14 protein-coding genes, 1 tRNA gene and 1 pseudogene are annotated in these 24228 nt (G+C 51.6%); 13 read left to right on the top strand and 3 right to left on the bottom strand.

Features of this window, described 5'->3' with window-relative positions:
• Positions 1-64: 64 nt before the first annotated feature.
• From AB5903_RS08195 to AB5903_RS08175, 5 genes are all read left to right on the top strand, one after another.
• Positions 65-3028, top strand: coding sequence for an FAD-binding and (Fe-S)-binding domain-containing protein (locus AB5903_RS08195; protein ID WP_016661122.1), 2964 nt, complete (start codon positions 65-67; stop codon positions 3026-3028).
• A gap of 17 nt (positions 3029-3045) precedes the next feature.
• Positions 3046-4236, top strand: coding sequence for an acyltransferase family protein (locus AB5903_RS08190; protein ID WP_016661121.1), 1191 nt, complete (start codon positions 3046-3048; stop codon positions 4234-4236).
• A 27-nt stretch (positions 4237-4263) separates the two neighbouring features.
• Positions 4264-5103 carry a BadF/BadG/BcrA/BcrD ATPase family protein gene (locus AB5903_RS08185; RefSeq protein ID WP_005656190.1) on the top strand — a complete coding sequence of 280 codons (840 nt, stop codon included), beginning with the start codon at positions 4264-4266 and terminating at the stop codon, positions 5101-5103.
• A gap of 36 nt (positions 5104-5139) precedes the next feature.
• On the top strand, positions 5140-5955 hold the full coding sequence (gene murQ / locus AB5903_RS08180; protein ID WP_016661120.1) for an N-acetylmuramic acid 6-phosphate etherase: 816 nt from the start codon (positions 5140-5142) through the stop codon (positions 5953-5955).
• A gap of 163 nt (positions 5956-6118) precedes the next feature.
• Positions 6119-7948 carry a serine hydrolase gene (locus AB5903_RS08175; RefSeq protein WP_005656184.1) on the top strand — a complete coding sequence of 610 codons (1830 nt, stop codon included), beginning with the start codon at positions 6119-6121 and terminating at the stop codon, positions 7946-7948.
• Between the two features lie 84 nt (positions 7949-8032).
• Here AB5903_RS08175 and AB5903_RS08170 read toward each other — a convergent pair whose 3' ends face one another.
• The 3 genes from AB5903_RS08170 to AB5903_RS08160 all read right to left on the bottom strand — a co-directional run bounded on the left by AB5903_RS08170 (position 8033) and on the right by AB5903_RS08160 (position 10930).
• Positions 8033-8704, bottom strand: a complete 672-nt coding sequence (locus AB5903_RS08170; protein WP_016661119.1) for an FKBP-type peptidyl-prolyl cis-trans isomerase — start codon at positions 8702-8704, stop codon at positions 8033-8035.
• A gap of 110 nt (positions 8705-8814) precedes the next feature.
• Positions 8815-10356 carry a glycine--tRNA ligase gene (locus AB5903_RS08165; RefSeq protein WP_005656181.1) on the bottom strand — a complete coding sequence of 514 codons (1542 nt, stop codon included), beginning with the start codon at positions 10354-10356 and terminating at the stop codon, positions 8815-8817.
• A gap of 103 nt (positions 10357-10459) precedes the next feature.
• Positions 10460-10930, bottom strand: a complete 471-nt coding sequence (locus AB5903_RS08160; protein WP_005656180.1) for an HU family DNA-binding protein — start codon at positions 10928-10930, stop codon at positions 10460-10462.
• 299 nt (positions 10931-11229) lie between these two features.
• On the opposite strand from AB5903_RS08160, the gene AB5903_RS08155 reads away from it, so the two are divergent.
• The 8 genes and pseudogenes from AB5903_RS08155 to AB5903_RS08120 form a co-directional block, all read left to right on the top strand.
• Positions 11230-13944, top strand: a complete 2715-nt coding sequence (locus AB5903_RS08155; RefSeq protein WP_117858008.1) for a DNA gyrase/topoisomerase IV subunit A — start codon at positions 11230-11232, stop codon at positions 13942-13944.
• Positions 13931-14776 (top strand): DUF3316 domain-containing protein, encoded by an 846-nt coding sequence (locus AB5903_RS08150; protein ID WP_368117759.1) that lies wholly within the window; start codon positions 13931-13933, stop codon positions 14774-14776. Before AB5903_RS08155 ends, AB5903_RS08150 begins: the two co-directional genes overlap by 14 nt.
• 16 nt (positions 14777-14792) lie before the next feature.
• Positions 14793-15848, top strand: coding sequence for a S41 family peptidase (locus AB5903_RS08145; protein WP_368117758.1), 1056 nt, complete (start codon positions 14793-14795; stop codon positions 15846-15848).
• Positions 15849-15920: 72 nt separating this feature from the next.
• Positions 15921-16002: transfer RNA gene (locus AB5903_RS08140), tRNA-Leu, on the top strand.
• A 379-nt stretch (positions 16003-16381) separates the two neighbouring features.
• A complete protein-coding gene (locus AB5903_RS08135) occupies positions 16382-19420 on the top strand; it encodes a SusC/RagA family TonB-linked outer membrane protein (protein ID WP_368117757.1) in 3039 nt (1012 codons plus the stop codon).
• 62 nt (positions 19421-19482) lie between these two features.
• Positions 19483-21006: a RagB/SusD family nutrient uptake outer membrane protein gene (locus AB5903_RS08130; RefSeq protein ID WP_117901905.1), complete on the top strand. Its 1524-nt coding sequence runs from the start codon at positions 19483-19485 to the stop codon at positions 21004-21006.
• Between the two features lie 259 nt (positions 21007-21265).
• On the top strand, positions 21266-23599 hold the full coding sequence (gene bglX, locus AB5903_RS08125) for a beta-glucosidase BglX (protein ID WP_368117756.1): 2334 nt from the start codon (positions 21266-21268) through the stop codon (positions 23597-23599).
• A 177-nt stretch (positions 23600-23776) separates the two neighbouring features.
• Positions 23777-24228, top strand: a pseudogene (locus tag AB5903_RS08120) (beta-glucosidase); the annotation flags it as partial.

Here is a 24228-nt window from a genome sequence, read left to right as displayed (position 1 = left end):
CTTTCACAAGTTATTGCGACAAGGATTGCGGGAAGAAGCACAGGAGTAAAAAGATCTATACATTATGGAAAAGAGTAACTACATGGCTTTCCTGCAGGAAGCGAGACAATTCATTCCGCAGGAAAGGATTTACACCGACGAACTCCGTCGGCTGGCTTGGGGAACAGATGCCGGTTTCTACCGCCTCATCCCGCAAATCGTAATCCGTTCGGAAGGAGAAGAGGAAATCTCCCGGCTGCTGAAACTTGCCGGCAGCCACAACCTGCCCGTCACTTTCCGGGCAGCAGGAACCAGCTTATCCGGACAAGCCATCAGTGACTCCATACTTATTGTAGCCGGCAAACATTGGGAAGGCTACAGCATATCTCCCGACCATGAAGAAATCACCCTGCAGCCCGGTATCATCGGGCAACGGGTCAATGAATTGCTGGCTCCTTTCGGACGGAAATTCGCTCCCGACCCTGCCTCCGTAAAAAGCGCCATGGTGGGCGGTATCGTCATGAACAACGCTTCGGGCATGAACTGCGGTACGCATGCCAACAGCGACAAGGTGCTTCTCTCCGCCCGCATCGTACTGGCTGACGGAACGGTACTCGACACCGGCGACAGCGTAAGCCGCGCCGCATTTGAAGTGACACACCGCGATTTCATCCGGCGCATCTGCACGCTCCGCGATGAAGTGCGTGCCGACGAGAAACTGGCGGAACGCATCCGCTACAAATATTCCATAAAGAATGTAACCGGTCTGAACCTGCTCCCTTTTGTCCGCTTCGACGACCCGTTCGATATCATTGCCCATCTTATGGTGGGTTCGGAGGGAACACTCGCATTCCTCTCGCAAGTGACTATGAAAACGGAGTATGACTACCCTTGCAAGGCAAGTGCCATGCTCTACTTCAAGACCATAAAAGAAGCTTGCCGTGCTGTGGTAGCCATGAAAAAACTAACCGGCGCCAATGGTGAGTGGACCGTAAAAGGAGCAGAGCTGCTGGACTGGAAATCTCTGGCATCGGTAAGCGACCCCGTATTCCTGAAGTATAAGGGCGAAATATGTTCATCCACCCTGCCCGGCGTAGAACCGGGAGACGAAACCGGACTGACCGCCGTGCTGACCGAGACCAAAGCCCGCAGCACGGAAGAACTTCGGCAGAACATCCGTGCAATAGAACAATGCCTCTCCGCTTTCCAGACCTACACACCCGTATGCTTCACCGACAAGCCCGAAGAGTATTCAAAGTACTGGGCCATCCGCTCCGGCATCTTCCCTTCCGTGGGCGGGACGCGGAAACCGGGAACAACGTGCCTCATCGAAGATGTGGCTTTCCACATCGAGGACCTACCCGAAGCAACCGCCGAATTGCAGCAACTCATAGCCCGTCACGGCTACGAGGATGCTTGTATATACGGACATGCGCTGGAGGGGAACTACCACTTCATCCTCAATCAGTCTTTTAGCAGCGAAGCCGAAATGAAACGCTACGAAAACCTGATGAATGATGTCAAGACACTGGTTGCGGACAAATACGACGGCTCGCTGAAGGCAGAACACGGTACGGGCAGAAACATGGCTCCTTTTGTACGCCACGAATGGGGAGATGCAGCCTACGAGGTGATGAAAGCCGTCAAAAACCTGTTCGACCCGAAAGGTCTGTTGAATCCGGGCGTTATTTTCAATGACGACCCGAAATGCCATATCAAAAATTTCAAACCGCTTCCGCTGATTCCTTTGGATGCCCAAAATCCGGCAGCCAAAGTAAACCGCTGCATCGAATGCGGCTTCTGCGAAGTGAACTGCCTGTCCTGCGGCTTCACCCTCTCCTCAAGACAGCGCATCGTACTGCAAAGGGAGATAGCCCGCCTTCAACAGAGCGGCGAAGCCCCCGAACGTCTCGCCCTGCTGGAAAAACAATACCGCTATCCTGGCAACCAGACCTGTGCCGGCGACGGTCTCTGTTCCATGTCCTGTCCTATGGGAATCAATACGGGTGACCTGACACACATCATCCGCCAGAAAGAATTGCCGCAAGGCAGCATAGGATATAAGGCCGGCAATTTCGCCGCCAATCACTTCGCCGGCATAAAAAGTGCACTGCGTCCCGTATTGGGACTTGCCAACCTCGGTCATTCCGTATTGGGAACCAAAGCGATGAGCTGCATCACCAAAGGCATGCACAACGTTCTCGGCATCCCCCTTTGGACGCCGGCAATGCCCAAAGCCTATTCAATTAAAAGTTCACAATTGACAATTGACAACGATACCCTGCGGAATAAGAACGCAGACAAAGACAGTTCGGCTAATGGTCAATTGAAAGTGGTTTATTTCCCCAGTTGCATCAACCAGACAATGGGACTGCCAAAAAAATCGCCTGTGGAGCAGGCATTGGCGAGCAAAATGATTGCCCTGTTGCAAAAAGGCGGTTACGAAGTCATCTTCCCCGAAAACATGGAAAAGCTTTGCTGCGGCACAATCTGGGAAAGCAAGGGAATGCTTGACATTGCCGACCGCAAATCTGCCGAACTGGAGGCAGCCTTGTGGAAAGCCAGCGAACAGGGCAGGTATCCTGTGCTGTGCGACCAAAGCCCGTGCCTGCACCGGATGCGCGAGACCATCCATAAAATGAAGCTTTACGAACCGGCAGAGTTCATATATACATTCCTGCGTAACAGACTGGTATTCACCCCTACCGACCGCCCTGTGGCAGTTCACATCACCTGTTCCATGCGCAAGATGGGGCTTGCCGATACGATTACAGCCTTGGCACGTCTCTGCTCATCCAAAGTCATCATACCCGAAGAAGTAGGCTGCTGCGGCTTTGCCGGCGACCGCGGCTTCACATATCCCGAACTGAACGCATACGCCCTGCGCAAACTCCGCCCCCAGATAGAAGCAGCCGGCGTAAGCATCGGATATTCCAACAGCCGTACCTGTGAAATCGGGCTGACAACCAACTCCGGTATTCCGTATGTGTCCATAGTCTACCTGGTAGATGAATGTACCCAACCCGCAACCGTTAAACTCAACAACTAACTTAACACACAAAAATCATGAGTAGTACAGTAAAAACAAACAAGCGCATCCTTGCCCTCGACATCCTTCGCGGTGTCACCATTGCAGGCATGATTATGGTTAACAACCCCGGTACATGGGCGCATATCTATGCCCCCCTGCGTCATGCGGAATGGAACGGTCTTACCCCCACCGACCTTGTATTTCCGTTCTTCATGTTCATCATGGGAATTTCCACATACATCTCTCTGAAAAAGTATAATTTCGAATTCAGCCGTGCCGCCGGCATGAAGATTCTGAAACGTACCATACTCATCTTCCTTATTGGTATGGGTATCGGCTGGTTCTCGAGGTTCTGTTATTACTGGACTTCTCCCACGGAGGGCATCGGCTTCGGCGCCCAATTGTGGGAAGCCGCATGGACATTCGACCGCATCCGTATCCTGGGTGTCATGCAGCGTCTGGCCCTCTGCTACGGTGCTACCGCTATCATTGCGCTGACCATGAAGCACCGCAACATCCCCTATCTCATTGCTACCCTACTGACAGGCTACTTCATCCTGTTGGTTTGTGGCAATGGATTTGCCTACAACGATACGAACATCCTTTCTGTTGTAGACCGTGCCATCCTTACCCCCGCACATATGTACAAGGATAACGGCATCGACCCGGAGGGCTTACTAAGCACCATCCCTGCCATAGCCCATGTACTGTTGGGCTTCTGCGTAGGCCGTATGATGCTCGAAGGAGGCAAGGCTGATGAAAACCGTGAAAGTATGCTGAACTCGCATCTTATCAAACTGTTTTTAGCCGGTACCATCCTTACATTCGCCGGCTTCCTGCTGAGTTACGGATGCCCCATCAACAAGAAAATATGGTCGCCTACCTTCGTACTGGCTACCTGCGGATTGGCTTCCAGCTTCCTGGCGCTGCTCATCTGGATTATCGACGTGAAAGGCTATAAGAAATGGAGCCTCTTCTTCGAGTCGTTCGGTGTCAATCCTTTATTCATGTATGTGCTGGGCGGTGTGCTCGGCATTCTCTTCGGCAGCATCTGCTTCCCGTGGGGCGAAGGTAGCATCAGCATACACGGATTTCTGTACAAAGTGCTGTTAATGCCCGTATTCGGCGAAACCGGCGGTTCGCTGGCGTATGCGTTGCTGTTCGTCGGCATCAACTGGTGCATCGGCTACCAACTCTATAAACGGAAGATTTATATCAAACTATAATCGGATAAACTCAAAACAAGTAATAATATGATTCTAATAGCAGACAGTGGCTCTACAAAGACCGACTGGTGTGTTGTAGAGAACGGACAACTCATCCGGCAGATATTTACGAAAGGAACCAACCCTTTCTTTCAATCGGAAGAGGAAATCAGTAATGAGATTGCGACAGCACTGTTGCCCCGGTTAACGACCGATGCATTGGATGCTGTATATTTCTACGGTGCGGGATGCGGATTTCCCGACAAGATAGCCATGGTTCACCGTGCCATCACCAAGCATCTCCGGGTAAAGGGAGAAGTGGAAGTAAACACAGATATGCTGGCGGCAGCCCGCGGACTTTGCCAGCACGATGCCGGCATTGCCTGCATCATGGGTACAGGCTCCAACTCATGCTACTATGACGGCAAGCAGATTGTATCCAACGTATCTCCACTGGGATTCATCCTCGGAGATGAAGGCAGCGGCGCCGTATTGGGCAAGCTGCTGGTGGGCGATATTCTGAAAAACCAGATGACCCCCGAACTGAAGGAGAAGTTCCTCACGCAGTTCAACCTGACACCCGCCGATATCATCGACCGTGTATACCGCAAGCCGTTCCCCAACCGTTTTCTGGCAAGCCTCTCTCCATTCCTTGCACAGAACCTGGACGAACCCTGCATACGCACACTGGTATCGGACAGCTTCAAGGCATTCCTCAAACGTAACGTGATGCAGTACGAAAACTACCGTGAAAGCAAGGTACACTTTATCGGCTCCGTGGCTTTCTATTACAAGACGATATTGGCCGAAGCTGCCAGCGAAATGGGTATCCGGCTGGGTACGGTCATCAAGAGCCCGATGGAAGGTCTGATAGAATATCACAAGTAATCGCAAATAGTAAACCGTAAACTCGTAAATAGCCTTATGTTTGTAAAAATCTCAGAGCAACCTTCGCTCTACAACGACTTGGAAAAGAAGTCTGTCCGTGAAATACTGGAAGACATCAACAGGGAAGACCAGAAAGTGGCGCTTGCCGTACAAAAGGCAATACCGCAAATAGAGAAATTAGTGACACAAATCGTACCCCGCATGAAACAGGGCGGACGCATTTTCTATATGGGCGCCGGCACAAGCGGCCGCCTTGGCGTACTCGACGCCTCCGAAATACCACCGACATTCGGCATGCCGCCTACCTTGATTATCGGCCTGATAGCCGGCGGAGACACCGCCCTGCGTAATCCCGTGGAAAATGCGGAAGACGACATGCAACGCGGCTGGGAAGAGCTGGTGGAACGCAATATTACGGACAAGGATACGGTTATCGGCATAGCGGCATCCGGCACAACCCCCTACGTTATCGGTGCGCTGCACGAAGCCCGCGAGCATGGCATCCTGACTGCTTGCATCACCAGCAATCCCGATTCGCCAATGGCTGCGGAATCCGATGTACCTATCGAGATGATTGTAGGGCCTGAATACGTTACGGGAAGCTCGCGCATGAAGTCGGGTACAGGACAGAAGATGATTCTGAATATGATTACCACTTCCGTAATGATACAGTTGGGTCGTGTGAAAGGCAACAAGATGGTGAATATGCAGCTCAGCAACAAGAAACTGGTGGATCGTGGCACGCGTATGCTGGTCGAGGAACTGGGGCTTGACTACGGAAAAGCCAAGGCGCTCCTGCTGATGCACGGCTCGGTGAAGAAAGCGGCAGACGCTTACCGGGCCAGGGAATGACAATTGGCAGATTCACTACAGAGCACACAGAGATCTCACCCGGTTTTCAGACAGAAGAACAAAAGAACGGAAGAACAGACTCTGCCTTGCCGCATGCGGCACCTTCCGCACTGTTTATGTTCCCGGTTCTTCTGTCCGAAAATCCACTTATAGCAAACAAGATATGAAAACACTTACCAGTATCCTTGTACTTCTGTTCGGTCTGCAGGCAGCCACCGCACAGCCTTTGCAGCGGGTAGCTCCCGAACAGGCGGGACTGGATTCCCGCAAACTGATGTATGCCGATGAAGCCATTGAAACGGCCATCGCCGGCAAAGAGATTCCCGGCGCCGTACTTGCAGTGGTACGTAACGGTAAAATGGCCTATCTGAAGGCATACGGCAACAAACGGATTTATCCGGACACGGAACCTATGACCGTAAATACCGTTTTCGATATGGCATCCTGCAGCAAGTCCATATCCACAGCCGTATGCACCATGATTCTGGCAGAACGCGGAAAAATACGCCTGCTCGACCCTGTAAGCCGCTACATCCCCGACTTCAAGGACTGGGAGAGCGAAGACGGAAAAGACAAAAAGGTAATCCGCATAGCCGATTTGCTGACACACAGTTCCGGACTCCCGCCTTATGCCTCGGCTGCGGAGCTGGAACAGAAATACGGTTCTCCCAACCCGGCAGGGCTGATGGAGTACATCGCCGGATGCAAACGCGATTTCAAGCCGCAAACCGGCTTTCAGTACAGTTGCCTAAACTTCATCACCCTGCAACACATCATAGAGGCCGTCAGCGAACAATCCTTGCGCGACTTTGCCCGTGAAAACGTCTTCGACGTACTGGGTATGAAGCATACCGATTATCTCCCTTGCCTACGCGACAAGAACGGCAAGTGGATAAATACCGTTCCTCTACCGGAGAACATTGCTCCAACAGAGAAACAACCCGACGGACAGGTTCTTTGCGGACAGGTACACGACCCGCTTGCACGCATTCTCAACGGCGGCATCAGCGGCAATGCAGGCGTATTCTCCTGCGCCGAAGATATTGCCATACTTTGCGCCGCCCTGCAAAATGGCGGAGAGTGGAACGGACATCGCATTCTCAGCCCGCAAGGCGTAAAGACCATGCGCACCGTACCCCGTGCTACAGCAGATCTGGGTCGCTCCCCGGGTTGGGATGTATGTAGCCCCTACGCATCCAATGCCGGCGATTTCTTCGGTCCGAATACCTACGGGCATACGGGTTACACCGGTACATCTGTCGTAATCGACCCCGACAATGACACGTCCGTAATCCTGCTGACTAACGCCGTGCATCCGGAAGACGGACACAGCGTGGTACGCCTGCGTTCACTGGTAGCCAACGCAGTGGCAGCCTCTCTGTATCCCGCTCCGCGCACATATACGGACCATTATTACAAACGTTTTCTCCAGTTCATGGACGAACCAGCCATCGGCAGCAAAGATATAGTCATGCTGGGCAACAGCCTGACGGAAAACGGTGGTGACTGGGCCGCCCGCCTTGGCAACAAGCACGTACGCAACCGCGGCATCATCGGCGATGAGGTAATGGGTGTGTACGACCGCCTGCACCAGATATTGCCAGGACAACCTGCCAAACTATTCCTGCTTATTGGCGTAAACGATGTTTCGCACGACCTGACAGCCGACAGCATCGCCGGTATGATTCGCATGACGGTAGAGCGCATCCGGAAAGAGTCTCCCGACACCAGGCTTTACCTGCAAAGCCTGCTTCCTATCAACGAAAGTTTCGGCCGTTATAAAAGACTGGCAGGCAAGACAAATATGATACCCGAAATCAACAAACAACTGGAAGCACTTGCCAAAGAAAAGGGCCTGACGTACATTAATCTCTTCCCTTTATTCACCGAGAAAGGAAGCAATGTATTACGTGCCGATTTGACAACAGACGGATTACACCTGAAAGAAGAAGGCTATAAAATATGGGCGAAAGCCCTCAGGAAAAAGATTTAGAAAAGACACATGACACGCATATAAACGGAAAAAGGTGATAAAGAACAAACTTTACCACCTTTTCTGTTTTTTATATCCAATCAATCAGTCTGCAATTCCTTCCAAACATACATCAAAGGTCAATGACGTATAACCGGGAATATCACCGGATGAACTACCGCTTGCACCATATCCGCTCTGCCAGGGAATATACAGCATCCAACGCTCACCGACCCGCATATATTGCAAAGCCCATGTCCAGCCTGCAATAACTTTGGATACCACAAATTCGGAAGGAGAATTAAACGCCGTAGGCCATTTGGATTCGGGAGAGTTTTCGGACAAGGGATCTGATAAAGGCAACGGAATTTCGCGGTCTGTCGCTCCGAAACCGTCAAAATTGCCATCGAACTCTTCTCCAGTAATGAAAGTACCACGATAGAAAACGCTTACCTTTTCCGTGAACAACGGGTATGCCCCGCTATCTGTTTTCCACAACTTCTTGCAATACACATACTGAGGACGTAAAGTACCATTGACCCCGGTACCGCTGGTCGGCACAGATATGGCATACAACGTGCCAATCTCCATCTTTTCGGCATCTTCAAGCGAAGCCACGATATTATCGCCGGTCTTACCTTTTATGGAATCAATAAAAGCTTCATTACGCGGTACCCAGTTATCATATTTTCCGGCCTCCTCCACTTCTTCGCAAGCCACAAACGCACCTGCTATGAACAGCAAGAAGGGTAAAAACAAAAGGAACGGTCTCTTCATCTGATTATAAATTACGGGATTACTATTATTCGGCATTTGTCTCCCGGCATTCAGGGCACAGCTTTTTCGCTACGCTCTGAACGGCAGGGACAAACAAAATACATTTTATCTTATTGCAGCGTTTTCAGCAAAGACGTAATGCTTACGCGGTCTGCAATGATATTGTTCAGTTCGGAGATAGCCACACGCTCCTGCTGCATCGTATCGCGGTTGCGCAGCGTTACGCAGTTATCTTCCAGCGTCTGGTGGTCTACGGTTACACAGTATGGCGTACCGATAGCGTCCTGACGGCGGTAGCGCTTGCCGATGCTGTCTTTCTCGTCGTACTGGCAATGGAAGTGGAACTTCAGGTCGTTGATAATCTCACGAGCCTTCTCGGGCAGACCGTCCTTCTTCACCAGCGGCATAACCGCCAGTTTCACCGGAGCCAGCGCAGCAGGCAATTTCAGCACCACGCGGGTTTCTCCGTTCTCCAGTTGCTCCTCACAATAAGAAGCCGACATGATACTAAGGAACATACGGTCTACGCCGATAGAGGTTTCGATAACGTACGGAGTATAGCTTTCATTGGTTTCCGGGTCAAAGTACTTGATGTTCTTGCCGGAGAATTTCTCGTGCTGGGACAAATCGAAGTTGGTGCGGCTATGGATACCCTCTACTTCCTTAAAGCCGAACGGCATCAGGAACTCGATGTCGGTAGCGGCATTTGCATAGTGGGCCAGTTTGTCGTGGTCGTGATAGCGGTAATGGTCGTCGCCGAATCCCAGCGCCTTATGCCATTTCAAACGGGTTTCCTTCCAAGTCTTGAACCAGTCGAGCTCAGTGCCCGGTTTTACGAAGAACTGCATTTCCATCTGCTCGAACTCGCGCATACGGAAGATGAACTGGCGCGCAACGATTTCGTTACGGAAAGCCTTACCGATTTGTGCGATGCCGAAAGGAATCTTCATACGTCCTGTCTTCTGCACGTTCAGATAGTTCACAAAAATACCCTGAGCCGTTTCCGGACGGAGGTAAACCTTCATCGCACCTTCCGAAGTGGAACCCATTTCGGTAGTGAACATCAGGTTGAACTGGCGGACTTCCGTCCAGTTCTTCGTACCGCTGATAGGGCAAACGATTTCTTCGTCCAGGATTATCTGGCGAAGCTCTTCAAGATTGTTGTCGTTCAACGCTTTGGCAAAACGTTCGTGCAAAGCGTCGCGCTTGGCCTGATGCTCCAGTACGCGGGCGTTCGTGCTGCGGAACTGCGCTTCATCGAAAGCCTCACCGAAACGCTTGGCCGCCTTCGCCACTTCCTTGTTTATCTTGTCGTCATACTTGGCGAGCTGGTCTTCAATCAATACATCGGCACGATAACGCTTCTTCGAGTCGCGGTTATCAATCAAGGGGTCGTTGAACGCATCCACGTGTCCGCTTGCTTTCCAGATTGTAGGGTGCATAAAGATAGCCGAGTCGATGCCTACGATGTTTTCGTGCAGCAGCACCATGCTCTGCCACCAGTATTGTTTGATGTTATTTTTCAGTTCCACACCCATCTGACCGTAATCGTATACGGCTCCCAGTCCGTCATAGATGTCGCTGGAAGGGAACACGAATCCGTATTCCTTGCAGTGTGATACGAGTTTCTTAAAAACGTCTTCCTGTGCCATTTTTTATTGTATCTTAATTAATTTGAAATCTTTGTTCAGTTAAAAAGCGCCACAAAGATAGGGATTTATCTTATATGTAGGGCAACGGGGGTATTAATTTATCTTATTCTTCGCCCGTCTTTTGATTCTTGTCCGCCCGCCGCATTGCAGGCGTCAACTGACTTTCGGGAACATACAGACTGAAAGGTATCCTAAACGGTTGTACCTCTTTCAAACGTGCAGTCAGCCCGCGGTCTGCCACAAAATACACGCGTGAGAGCTTCACCTTGCCGGGCATCACCTGTTCCGGGCGGTCAAACCCGGGGCTGGTAAGAGCGGTCTGGAACGTCCCCAGGTTGGGAATGGTCACCGACTGTCCCATGCTGAGAATATCCTCAATCGTATCTCCCAATTCCGACAGGATACCCATAATCATCCCCTGTGGAAAATGGCTGCGCTTGGACAGCAGTTCCGCCAGTTTCGTTAAATCCACTCCGCCGCGTTCCTGCAATTTCTTCTGAACGGCGTACCATTGTTCCTTCCTCTTGCCGGACGATAAGTCCGCTTTCTTTCTTACCAGATAGGGTATAGTCATGACAGTACCATTAATTTTTCACGTTAGTATTATAAACATGTACGACACCCGGGTGTCAGCACATCCGACACCCGGGTCTCAGTATGTCCGACATCCGGGTGTCAGTATGTTCAACACCCGGGTGTCGTACATACCAAACCGGCTGTAAAGATAAACTTTTATTGCGAATAAAGAAAATCAGAAACGACTTCCTTGCTCCTTTTTTAATGCAATTTGCCTGTTTTCCCGATAAATTTCGTATTTTTGCCTGCAACTGCCCAACCGGCGGTTATTCATGAATAGACAACTCCCGAACAAATATGAGCGAAGACTTTGAAGGAACAAAAGATGATTTGGATAAAGAACTCCCGAAGGGGAGCGAAGGGCATTCGGATTATAAACCTGCGGATACCAATGATGCAAACGTCAAGCACCAACTGAGCGGCATGTATCAGAACTGGTTCCTGGATTATGCCTCGTACGTAATCCTGGAACGTGCCGTACCCCACATCATGGACGGACTGAAACCCGTGCAACGGCGTATCCTGCACTCCATGCGGCGCATGGAAGACGGACGCTATAACAAGGTGGCAAACATCGTGGGACACACCATGCAGTTTCACCCGCACGGTGATGCCAGCATCGGTGACGCACTGGTGCAACTCGGCCAGAAGGATTTGCTCATCGACTGCCAGGGAAACTGGGGGAATATTCTTACAGGAGACAGCGCAGCCGCCCCCCGTTACATCGAAGCGCGCCTTTCCAAATTTGCACTCGATGTAGTATTCAACCCCAAAACAACCGAATGGAAACTGTCGTACGACGGACGAAACAAGGAACCGGTGACGCTGCCCGTCAAATTCCCCTTGCTGCTGGCACAGGGTGTGGAAGGTATTGCCGTGGGGCTTTCTTCCAAAATATTACCGCATAACTTCAATGAACTTTGCGACGCATCCGTAAAATACCTGCATAAGGAAGAATTCAAGCTCTATCCCGATTTCCAGACAGGCGGCAATATTGATGTATCGAAGTACAATGACGGTGAACGCGGTGGAGCCGTACGGGTACGTGCCAAGATTGAAAAGGTGGATAACAAAACACTCGTCATCCGCGAGATACCTTACGGGAAAACAGTGGCCAGTGTCTGTGATTCCATCGTTAAAGCAAGCGAAAAGGGAAAAATCAAGATAAAGAAAGTAGAAGACCTTACTTCCGGAAGCGTGGAGATATTAGTCCATCTCGCCCCCGGCGTGTCATCGGACAAGACAATTGATGCACTTTACGCCTTTACGGATTGTGAAGTCAGCATCTCGCCCAACTGCTGCGTCATCGACGAGCAGAAACCGCACTTCCTCACCGTAAGCGATGTACTGAAGAAGTCGGTGGACAATACATTGGCCTTATTGCGCCGGGAACTGGAAATACGCAGGAACGAGATACTGGAAAGCCTGCACTTCTCATCGCTGGAGAAAATATTCATCGAAGAACGTATCTACAAGGATAAGGAATTTGAACAGGCCAAGAACATGGATGCCGCCTGCGAACACATCGACGAGCGTCTGACACCTTATTATCCCACGTTTATCCGTGAGGTGTCCAAAGAGGATATCCTCAAGCTGATGGAGATAAAAATGGCGCGTATCCTCAAGTTCAACTCCGACAAGGCAGAAGAGCTGATTGCCCGCATGAAAGCGGACATCGAGGAGATAGACCGCCACCTGGCAAATATCGTGGAATATACGGTGGACTGGTTCCGCATGCTGAAAGAGAAATACGGCAAAGCCTTCCCGCGCCGTACCGAATTACGCAACTTCGACACCATCGACTCTACCAAAGTGGTGGAAGCCAATGAGAAACTGTACATCAACCGCGAAGAGGGTTTCATCGGTACCGGCCTGAAGAAAGATGAATTCATAGCCAACTGCTCCGACCTCGATGATGTTATCATCTTCTTCCGCGACGGACGTTACATCATCACTCCGGTAGCAGACAAGAAATTCGTAGGCAAGAACATACTCTATGCCAATGTCTTCAAGAAGAACGACAAACGTACCATCTACAACGTTGTTTACCGCGACGGGAAAGAAGGCACGCATTATATCAAGCGTTTCGCCGTGACTTCCGTAGTGCGCGACCGCGAATACGACGTGACACAAGGCACACCCGACTCACGCATCGTGTATTTCACAGCCAATCCCAACGGTGAGGCCGAAATCATCAAAGTGACGCTCAAGCCCAATCCGCGCATACGCCGCATTATCTTCGAAGAAGATTTCAGCCAGATAAACATCAAAGGACGTCAGGCCATGGGTAATATACTTACCCGTAACCCGGTTCATAAGATAGCCCTGAAGCAGCGCGGCGGTTCCACATTGGGCGGACGGAAAGTATGGTTCGACCAAGATGTCCTGCGCCTCAACTACGACAACCGCGGAGAATACCTCGGTGAGTTCCAAAGCGACGAGCAAATCCTGATAGTGCTGAACAACGGCGAGTTCTACACCAGCAATTTCGATGTGAACAACCACTACGAAGACAATATACGGGTATTGGAGAAATATGACCCGAACAAGGTGTGGACGGCAGTCCTTTATGATGCCGACCAGCAGGGGTATCCGTACATCAAGCGATTCTGCTTTGAAGCAAGCAGCCGCAAGCAGAACTACCTGGGCGAAAACAAGAATAACCGCCTCATCCTGCTGACCGATGAATACTATCCCCGACTGGAAGTCGTATTCGGCGGGCATGACAAATTCCGCGAACCGCTGGTGGTCGATGCAGACGAATTTATCGCCGTAAAAGGTTTCAAGGCGAAAGGCAAGCGACTGACTACCTATACGCTGGAAACTATCAACGAGTTAGAACCTACCCGCCAGCCGGAAACTCCGCAAATCCCGGAAAGCAAGAATGAGGAAGAACCCGAAATTCTGGACCCGGACCACGGAAAGAGTGAAAGCGACATACTGGACGAGCTGACCGGACAAATGAAATTGTTCTCCGATAATGATGACAGCAAGGAACATGAAACTACCTAAACCGATAATACCGGTTATCTGTACGGTACTGCTGTTATGCAGCAGTGCCATGCAGGCACAGCTTCCCGCCACAGCGGAAGGTTTGGAACAGAGCCGCCTCGTAACCCGCGCCACCATGTACGGCGTAGGTCTTACGAATGTATTCGACACTTATCTGTCTCCCCAGGAACACACCGGTATTGATTTCCGCGTCTCACGCGAAAGCATGCGCATGACCAGATGGATGGATGGCAGGCTCTCCCTACAGAGTTTCTTTCAGGCCGATTTGGGATATACCCGCAACAAAGCGGATAACAACAATACATTCTCCGCACTGGCAAACTGGAACTACGGCCTGCACTACAACTTCCCCATTACAGACAATTTCAAGTTGCTCGCCGGCGGTCTTGCCGACCTGAACGGCGGTTTTGTCTACAACCTGCGCAATACCAACAATCCGGCATCGGCACGCGCCTATATCAATCTGGACGTATCGGGCATGGCCATCTGGAACTTACGCATAAAGAACTATCCGCTGACACTGCGCTACCAGGTCAATCTGCCGTTAATGGGCGTTATGTTCTCACCGCACTACGGGCAATCCTATTACGAAATCTTCTCGTTGGGCAACAGCAGCGGAGTGGTGAAATTCACCTCATTGCACAACCAGCCGTCACTGCGGCAAATGCTTACGGCAGACTTTCCGGTGGGACGTGCCAAAATGCGTTTCGCTTATATATGGGACGCGCAGCAGTCACACGTGAACGATATAAAGACACACACCTACTCGCACGTATTCATGGTGGGATTCGTGAAGGAGCTGTATTTATTGAAAAACAAGAGAAAGAAATAAAGAAGCGGAGTGATAAATGAAGAATGACAAGATGGTAAGGTTTCTGAAAAATATAATGGTTCTGATTGCCGTGCTTCCTTTGCTGGGCAGTTGCATCCGCGAAGACGAAGTTGCCAATTCTCCGCAGGGAAACTTTGAAGCCCTCTGGAAGATTATCGACGAGCAGTACTGCTTCCTGGAATACAAACAGATAGACTGGGATGCCATACACGACGAATACAGCAGGCTGATTACCGGCAGCATGAGCAGCGAAGGCTTGTTTGAAGTGTTGGGAAACATGCTGAACGAACTGCAGGACGGGCATGTAAACTTAGCTTCCGCCCACAATGTTTCGTATTACGATGCCTGGTATCAGGACTATCCGCGCAACTTCCGCGAAGACATTGTGGAAGACTTCTATCTGGGCAAGGCGAGTACCGACTACCGCACTGCCGCAGGTATCAAGTACAAGATATTCGAAGACAACATCGGCTATATGCGTTACGAGAGTTTCTCTTCGGGCATAGGCAACGGAAACCTGGATGAGATACTCTCCTATCTTGCCCCATGCAGCGGACTTATCATTGACGTACGCAACAATGGCGGTGGCAACGTAACCAACTCCGAACGCATCGCCGCCCGTTTCACCAACGAGAAAGTGCTGACCGGGTATATCCGCCACAAAACCGGCAAGGGACATAATGATTTCTCCGAGCCCTACCCCATAGAACTGGAACCCAGCAACAGCATACGCTGGCAAAAGAAAACAGTAGTGCTGACCAACCGCCGCTCCTACAGCGCAACCAACGATTTCGTCAATCAGATGAGCTGTCTGCCCAATGTCACTATCATGGGTGACAAAACCGGTGGCGGCTCCGGCATGCCTTTCACTTCCGAACTGCCTAACGGATGGACAGTACGCTTCTCCGCCAGCCCGCATTTCAACGCCGACATGGAGCAGATAGAATGGGGAATAGAGCCCGACATCAAAGTCAATATGGACGAAACGGATGAAGCAAAGCATATAGACACTATCATCGAAAAAGCCCGGGCTTTCCTTAAAGGGGAATGGACTCCGGCAGTCAGCGAATAACTTTCTTTGAACTTTTACTTGTAAAACCAAGAAAACTTCTTATCTTTGCACCGCTTAACGGGAAAATCCCTTGCGGGTGTGGCGTAATTGGCAGCCGCGCCAGACTTAGGATCTGGTGCCGTGAGGCGTGTAGGTTCGAGTCCTATCACCCGCACACACATACAGTCTTTTATAGACAAAAACCCACTAAAACTGCAATTTTAGTGGGTTTTTTATTGCATATACCAAGGCACTACGAAAAAAACAGACACCTTTTCGGTGACCTTTTCGGTGACATGGCTTGCTTCTTTCTTTCAGTGTTCTCTTTTGGTTGAGAAAGAGAAGAGGCACTGAAAACATGGCACCACTGTATTGCCGGGTTACGATTACAGGACAAAGAGACAAACCTCATCATCGAACGGACTGCGAAGCGCCCGAAGAAATCTTCCGGATTATGTTAAAAACCGGAGATATACAAAACGCCCAAATCTTTTTTGCATTCCGATTGTTTCAGAGGAGACAATCAAGTTAGTTATCCACTAAAAATTTATGCAATGAAGAAAAAACCTAAACATTCTATGGAGAAAGCCTTCTGGCTGAAAAATCTATTTCTGATAGCATGTTTGCTCTTTACGGCAACTCCCGGTTTCTCTCAAAACAAGACAGTGACCGGTACGGTGACCGACGCTACGGGCGAACCGCTCATCGGAGCATCCGTACTGCAACAAGGCACTTCCAACGGTGTCATTACGGACATTGACGGAAAGTATTCCATCCAAGTGCCGCCCGAAGCCACTCTGGAGTTTTCCTACGTAGGCATGGTAAAGCAAGCCGTCAAAGTAGGCAATCGGAGTGTTATCGACGTGCAGATGAACGACGATTCGCAGATGCTTGCCGAAACGGTCGTCATCGGGTACGGCAGCGCCAAGAAACGCGACCTCACCGGGTCTATCACCAACATAAAAGGCGATGAGATTGCCAACAAACCCGTAGTCAACCCGGTAGCCGCCCTGCAGGGAAAGATAGCCGGCGTACAGGTTATCAATTCCGGCAAGGCAGGAGCAGACCCTGAAATACGCGTGCGCGGTACAAACTCCATTAACGGCTACAAACCGCTGTATGTAGTAGACGGCCTGTTCAATGACAATATCAACTTCCTCAATCCGCAGGACATCGAGTCCATGGAAATCCTGAAAGACCCGTCGTCCCTCGCCATCTTCGGCGTGCGCGGCGCCAACGGTGTCATCATCATCACCACCAAGAAAGCCAAAGAAGGACAGACGCGTGTCAACATCAACGGCTCGTTCGGCTTCAAACGTGTAACGGACAAGATTGCAATGGTCGACGCCGCCGGGTTCAAGGAACTCTACAACGAACAGTTGAGAAATGAAGGCAATCCCAAATTTGATTTCACCCCGTGGACGGGCAATACCGACTGGCAGGATGAAATCTTCCAGACCGGATTCATCACCAACAACAATGTCAGCATTACGGGCGCTTCCGCCAGGCACAGCTTCTACCTCGGCGCCGGTTATGCCTACGAACAAGGCAATATCAAGCACGAGAAGTACAGCAAGGTCACACTGAACATAAGCAACGACTATAAAGTTACGGATAACTTCAAAGTAGGCTTCCAGTTCAACGGCGCACGCATACTGCCCGCCGATACAAAAAGTGTGGCAACAGCTCTCCGCGCAGCCCCGGTAGCCCCCGTATACAATGCCGAATACGGCTTGTACACCACCCTGCCCGGCTTCCAGAAAGCGCAGATGAACAACCCTATGGTCGATGTGGACTTGAAAGCCAATACCACCCGTGCAGAAAACTACCGCGCATCGGGCAATGTATACGGCCAATGGGACTTCCTGAAGAACTTCCAGTTCAAAGTAATGTACTCCATGGACTATGCTTCCAACAGCAGCCGCACCTACACGCCTGTTATCAACGTATTCGACAGCAGCGTGGAAGGCAACGTCGTGACCCTCGGCAACGGTAAGACCGGCGTGAAACAGTCCAAAGAAACCGAAGCCAAAGTACAAAGCGACTACCTGCTGACCTACACCAATACCTGGGGCGACCACAGCCTGACCGCCACCGCCGGCTTCACCACCTATTACAACAAGCTGGAGATGCTGGGCGGAGAACGTACGCAGGGCGTAGGCCTGGTTATCCCCGATAATCCCGACAAGTGGTACATCAGCATCGGCGATGCGGCAACAGCCACCAACGAGAGCAAGCAATGGGAGCGCAGCACCGTATCCATGCTGGGACGTGTGCTCTATAACTATAAAGGCAGATACCTGTTCAACGGTTCGTTCCGCCGCGACGGTTCTTCCGCATTCTCCTACACCGGAAACCAGTGGCAGAATTTCTACTCCGTCGGCGCAGGCTGGCTGATGTCCGAAGAGGAGTTCATGAAAGACATCACCTGGCTGGATATGTTGAAGCTGAAAGGCTCGTGGGGTACGCTCGGCAATCAGAATCTGGACAAGGCCTATCCTGCCGAACCGTTGCTCACCAATGCCTATTCCGCCGTATTCGGCAAGCCGTCCGCCATCTATCCGGGCTACCAGTTGTCCTACCTGCCCAATCCCCATCTCCGCTGGGAAAAGGTGGAAGCCTGGGAAGCGGGTGCAGAAGCCAACTTCTTCCGCAACCGCCTGCACTTCGAGGGTGTATATTACAAGAAAACCACCAAAGACCTGCTGGCGGAAGTTCCGGGCATCTCCGGCACGGTGCCGGGCATCGGCAACCTCGGTTCCATAGAGAACAAAGGCGTGGAACTCGCCATCGACTGGCGCGACCGGATTGGCGACTGGGGCTATAGCGCAGGCTTCAACCTCACTACCATCAAGAACAAGGTATTGAGCCTTGTACAGGAGGGTTACTCGATTATCGCAGGCGACAAGAGCCAGAGTTACACAATGGCCGGCTATCCTATCGGTTACTTCTACGGTTACAAGGTAGAGGGCGTGTACCAGACGGACGAAGAAATAGCCCGGTCGCCCAAGAATACCCTGGCCACCGTGACTCCGGGCGACCTGAAATTCAAGGACGTGAACGGTGACGGTGAAATCACCACTGCCGACCGTACCCTGATAGGCGACCCTACCCCGAATGTCACTTACGGCATCGCCCTTGGCGTAAGCTATAAGAACTGGGAGCTCGGCATCGACATGATGGGACAAGGCGGTAACCAGATATTCCGTACATGGGACAACTACAACTGGAGCCAGTTCAACTTCATGGAACAACGCATGGACCGCTGGCACGGACCGGGCACAAGCAATACCCAACCCTTGCTCAACACGAAGCATACCATCAACAATATGAATTCCGAGTACTACATCGAAGACGGCAGCTTTTTCCGCATCCGCAACGTACAGTTGGCATATAACTTCGACAAGACCCTGATATCCAGAATCGGTATGCAGGCCCTGAAGCTCTACGTCAACATCCAGAACCTGAAAACCTGGAAACACAATACCGGTTACACTCCCGAACTGGGCGGTACGGCCATTGCTTTCGGCGTAGACGACGGCAGCTATCCGATGCCTGCCATTTATACATTCGGCTTTAATCTGACATTCTAAAAACAATTCACCGCAGAGCACACAACCCGGTGTCTGCTGCGATGAACCAAAAAATAATAATCATGAAACTGAAACATAAGATTCTAACTCTGATAGCAGGTACACTCACCACCTTTGCCCTGACATCCTGCAACGACTTCCTCGACCGCGACCCGCTGGGGCAGTTCACCGAAGACGATGCTCCCAACGCCCTTATCGGCGGAAAGATGTACAACGTATATTACCTGATGCGCAGCTATAACATCACTGCCGGAATACCCGCCTTCATGATACACATGGTACGCAGCGAGGACTCCGAAAAAGGCAGCGATGCCGGCGACGGCGCCGACCAGGCAGCCATGTGGGACGATTTCCAGTATACAGCCTCCAACGGTACGCTCAGTGCCTATTGGGGACAGAACTATAAAATCATCTACCAGTGCAACGAAATCCTCGACGACCTGGAGAACAGCGGAAACAAGGATGATTTGGAGAATGTACGTACCAAAGGCGAAGCCCTGTTCTTCCGCGCCTACTGCTACTTCAACCTTGTACGTGCCTGGGGAGAAGTGCCGCTGGTAACGTTCAAAGTGGAAGAAGCATCCGACGCCAACGTACCCAAAGCTGCTGTGAACGAGATATACGAACAGATAGACAAGGACTTGACCGAAGCCGAGAAATGCCTGCCGCTGACATGGACTTCCGAGTATACCGGACGCATCACCTGGGGAGCCGCCCGCTCACTGCATGCCCGTACCTACATGATGCGCAACGACTGGGACAATATGTACGACGCTTCCACCGAAGTCATCAAGTCCGGCCTCTACAACCTGAACACACCCGTAGATAAAGTCTTCACCGTTGAGGGCGAGAACTGCGGCGAAAGCGTGTTCGAACTGCAATGCGAATCGACCGATGCCCTGAAAAACAGTGATGTCATCGGAAGTCAGTTCTGCCAGGTACAAGGCGTGCGCGGCGCAGGCGATTGGGACCTCGGTTGGGGCTGGCATATGGGTACTACGCTGTTAGGCGGGGCATTCGAGCCCGGTGACCCCCGCAAAGATGCCACCCTGCTTTATTTCCGCCGGAGCATCAGCGACCCTGTCACTCCGGAAAATACCAACAAGCCTTACGGTGAATCTCCCGTATCCACCGCTATGGGGGCTTACTTCAACAAAAAGGCGTATACCGAACCCGAACTGCGTAAGAAATATACCAAAGACGGTTTTTGGGTAAACATCCGCATTATCCGCTACCCGGACGTATTGCTGATGGCTGCCGAAGCCGCCAACGAGAAAGGTATTCCGGGAGAGGCTATCGATTATCTGGAGCAGGTCCGCGCCCATGCACGCGGTGCGGACAGCAGCATACTGCCCAAAGTCACGTCCACTGACCAAAGCACACTGCGTGATGCCATTCGCCACGAACGCCGCGTTGAGTTGGCATTGGAACCCGACCGTTTCTACGACCTCGTGCGCTGGGGCATTGCCAAAGAGGTGCTTCAAGCTGCCGGAAAGAACTATCAGGACAAGAATGCCTTGCTGCCATTGCCCCAAGAAGAAATTGACAAATCGAACGGGGTGCTGAAACAGAATCCTGATTATTAACGATAATTAGTGGTTAGTGATTAGTACCATACGGCATGATAATGCACCTAAGGCTGAAAGTTTTTTATCTACAATTTATACACAAGGATTTTGCCTTTATAGGGTGCATGTTAATCTTCTGTAATATATAAAAGCCTTTCCGGCTTTAACTTAGAAAGACCTATATGCATTATCCATGCTTAAAAAGTATCTATAAAAGCATATGCAAAAACATGTGTAAAGAACCGTATTAGAAAATACATATTAAAAGAAACATATTATGAAGAAGTTTTTCAAAAGAACCGGTCTGCTACTTGCAGCCGCCTTTATAGGCACCGCTGCCATACAAGCGCAGAAATCTCCTCAAGACATGGACCGCTTTATCGATGCCCTGATGAAGCGAATGACCGTAGAGGAGAAAATAGGGCAATTGAACCTGCCCGTTACCGGTGAAATCACTACCGGGCAAGCCAAAAGCAGTGACGTAGCCAAGAAAATCGAGCAAGGGCTCGTCGGCGGACTTTTCAACCTGAAAGGAGTGGCCAAGATACGCGACGTGCAAAAGCAGGCAGTGGAAAACTCCCGTTTGGGCATTCCCCTGCTCTTCGGCATGGATGTGATACACGGTTACGAAACCATCTTCCCCATCCCTTTGGGGCTTTCCTGCACCTGGGATATGGCAGCCATTCGGGAATCCGCACGTATTGCCGCCATCGAAGCCAGTGCCGACGGCATCTCCTGGACATTCAGCCCGATGGTGGACATCAGCCGCGACCCGCGTTGGGGACGTGTCAGCGAAGGCAGTGGCGAAGACCCTTTCCTTGGCGGAGCAATTGCCAAAGCGATGGTATACGGTTATCAGGGAGCCAACCTCTCCGACCAGCTCAAGCGCAACGATGAAATCCTTGCCTGCGTCAAGCACTTCGCCCTCTACGGGGCAGGCGAAGCGGGCCGTGACTACAACACGGTAGACATGAGCCGCAACCGCATGTTCAACGAATATATGTACCCCTATGAGGCCGCCGTAGAGGCAGGTGTGGGCAGTGTAATGGCGTCCTTCAACGAGATAGACGGCGTACCTGCCACAGCCAACAAATGGCTGATGACCGATGTGCTCCGCAAGCAATGGGGCTTCAACGGCTTTGTAGTGACCGACTTTACCGGCATATCCGAGATGACAGAACATGGCATCGGCGACCTGCAAGCAGTTTCCGCCCGTGCCCTCAATGCCGGGATAGATATGGATATGGTGAGCGAAGGATTTGTGGGCACGCTCAAAAAGTCCGTCATGTCGGGCAAGGTAAGCATGAAGACCCTCGACACGGCCTGCCGCCGCATCCTCGAAGCCAAGTACAAGCTGGGCCTCTTTGACAATCCCTACAAATACTGCGACCCGAAGCGTCCCGCACGCGACATCTTCACCAGAGAGCACCGCGCCGCCGCACGCCGCATTGCCGCCGAGAGCTTCGTATTGCTGAAGAACGACAGCATCGGGCTACATCCCGGCTCTCTGCCCCAGCCGCTGCTCCCGCTGAAAAAAGAAGGAACCGTAGCCGTTATCGGTCCCTTGGGCAACACACGCAGCAATATGCCCGGCACATGGAGCGTAGCCGCCCGCCTCAACGACTATCCTTCCTTGTATGAGGGACTGAAAGAGATGATGTCCGGCAAAGTGAACGTCACATACGCCAAAGGCAGCAACCTCATCGGCGACGCCGCCTACGAAGAACGCGCCACCATGTTCGGCCGCTCCCTGAACCGGGACAACCGTACGGACAAGGAACTGCTGGACGAAGCCCTGAAAACAGCCGCCGGTGCAGACGTTATCATAGCCGCACTCGGCGAATCTTCCGAAATGAGCGGCGAAAGCTCCAGTCGTACCAACCTCGACCTGCCCGACGTGCAGCGCTCGCTGTTGGAAGCCCTGCTGAAGACGGGCAAGCCCGTAGTGCTCACCCTCTTCACCGGACGTCCGCTGACGCTGACCTGGGAGCAGGCAAACGTACCCGCCATACTGAACGTATGGTTTGGCGGAAGCGAGGCCGCCTATGCCATCGGCGACGTATTGTTCGGAGATGTCAACCCCAGCGGAAAGCTGACGATGACTTTCCCGAAGAACGTAGGGCAAATACCTCTGTTCTACAACCACAAGAATACCGGACGCCCGCTACAGGCAGGCAAATGGTTCGAGAAGTTCCGCAGCAACTACCTGGATGTGGACAACGAGCCGCTTTATCCCTTTGGATACGGCTTATCCTACACCACTTTCCGGTACAGTGACATTGCTCTGAGTACCCCGTCGATGGGACAGGACGGTTCCATAACCGCCGCAGTCACCGTTACCAACACCGGCAAACGGGACGGAGCCGAAGTCGTACAGCTATACATCCGCGACCTTGTAGGAAGCATCACCCGTCCCGTGCGCGAATTGAAGGGCTTTGAAAAAGTCTTCCTGCGCGCCGGCGAAAGCAAAACCGTTTCCTTCAAGATTACTCCGGAGCTGCTACGCTTCTATGATTACGACCTGAACCACGTAACCGAACCTGGAGATTTCGACCTTTTCATCGGTGGAAGCAGTCAGGCTGCCAGGACGGCTCGTATTACCTTGAAGTAAACCCGCGGTTTCGCCTGAGGATACTGACAGTTTCGCCAAAGGAAACGCGCAGTTCCCTCAGGGGAAACCGAAATTTCCCACTAAGGAAACGGGAGTTTCTCCCTAAGGAAACGGGCGTTTCCTTACAGGGAAACAGAATTCTCCCAACAGTATATAAATCATTGCACGTAAAACAGAATGAAATCAGTAAACCTATATATCCCGCTTCTCCTGCTGTTGTTCTTTGCAGGAGCCTGCGGTACAAAGAAATCCGACGGTGCATCCGGAGCATTGAGCGATGACGCCCTGCTGGACACCGTACAACACCGGACCTTCAATTACTTCTGGGACGGAGCCGAACCCAACAGCGGACTGGCACGCGAACGCATCCACATGGACGGCGTATATCCCGAAAACGACCAAAACGTAGTGACATCCGGCGGCAGCGGTTTCGGCATCATGGCAGTGCTTGCCGGTATCCACCGGGGCTACGTCACCCGTGAAGAAGGCCTGGCACGTATGGAACGCATCGTTTCTTTCCTCGAAACCGCCGACCGCTTTCACGGCGCCTACCCCCACTGGTGGTATGGCGATACGGGGCGGGTAAAGCCTTTCGGACAAAAAGACAATGGCGGCGACCTCGTAGAAAC

The organism is Bacteroides sp. 2201st1_D9_2201SCRN_220225 (assembly GCF_040928965.1).
Taxonomy (GTDB): domain Bacteria; phylum Bacteroidota; class Bacteroidia; order Bacteroidales; family Bacteroidaceae; genus Bacteroides; species Bacteroides stercoris.
Note: the sequence above shows the minus strand (reverse complement) of the source record. Positions and strands in the feature narration are given on the sequence as shown.

Excerpts from the sequence above, each read along its gene's own strand:
- AB5903_RS08195 (WP_016661122.1), top strand. The coding sequence starts at position 65 with ATGGAAAAGAGTAACTACATGGCTTTCCTGCAGGAAGCGAGACAATTC.
- AB5903_RS08190 (WP_016661121.1), top strand. The coding sequence starts at position 3,046 with ATGAGTAGTACAGTAAAAACAAACAAGCGCATCCTTGCCCTCGACATC.
- AB5903_RS08185 (WP_005656190.1), top strand. The coding sequence starts at position 4,264 with ATGATTCTAATAGCAGACAGTGGCTCTACAAAGACCGACTGGTGTGTT.
- murQ (WP_016661120.1), top strand. The coding sequence starts at position 5,140 with ATGTTTGTAAAAATCTCAGAGCAACCTTCGCTCTACAACGACTTGGAA.
- AB5903_RS08175 (WP_005656184.1), top strand. The coding sequence starts at position 6,119 with ATGAAAACACTTACCAGTATCCTTGTACTTCTGTTCGGTCTGCAGGCA.
- AB5903_RS08170 (WP_016661119.1), bottom strand. The coding sequence starts at position 8,704 with ATGAAGAGACCGTTCCTTTTGTTTTTACCCTTCTTGCTGTTCATAGCA.
- AB5903_RS08165 (WP_005656181.1), bottom strand. The coding sequence starts at position 10,356 with ATGGCACAGGAAGACGTTTTTAAGAAACTCGTATCACACTGCAAGGAA.
- AB5903_RS08160 (WP_005656180.1), bottom strand. The coding sequence starts at position 10,930 with ATGACTATACCCTATCTGGTAAGAAAGAAAGCGGACTTATCGTCCGGC.
- AB5903_RS08155 (WP_117858008.1), top strand. The coding sequence starts at position 11,230 with ATGAGCGAAGACTTTGAAGGAACAAAAGATGATTTGGATAAAGAACTC.
- AB5903_RS08150 (WP_368117759.1), top strand. The coding sequence starts at position 13,931 with ATGAAACTACCTAAACCGATAATACCGGTTATCTGTACGGTACTGCTG.
- AB5903_RS08145 (WP_368117758.1), top strand. The coding sequence starts at position 14,793 with ATGAAGAATGACAAGATGGTAAGGTTTCTGAAAAATATAATGGTTCTG.
- AB5903_RS08135 (WP_368117757.1), top strand. The coding sequence starts at position 16,382 with ATGAAGAAAAAACCTAAACATTCTATGGAGAAAGCCTTCTGGCTGAAA.
- AB5903_RS08130 (WP_117901905.1), top strand. The coding sequence starts at position 19,483 with ATGAAACTGAAACATAAGATTCTAACTCTGATAGCAGGTACACTCACC.
- bglX (WP_368117756.1), top strand. The coding sequence starts at position 21,266 with ATGAAGAAGTTTTTCAAAAGAACCGGTCTGCTACTTGCAGCCGCCTTT.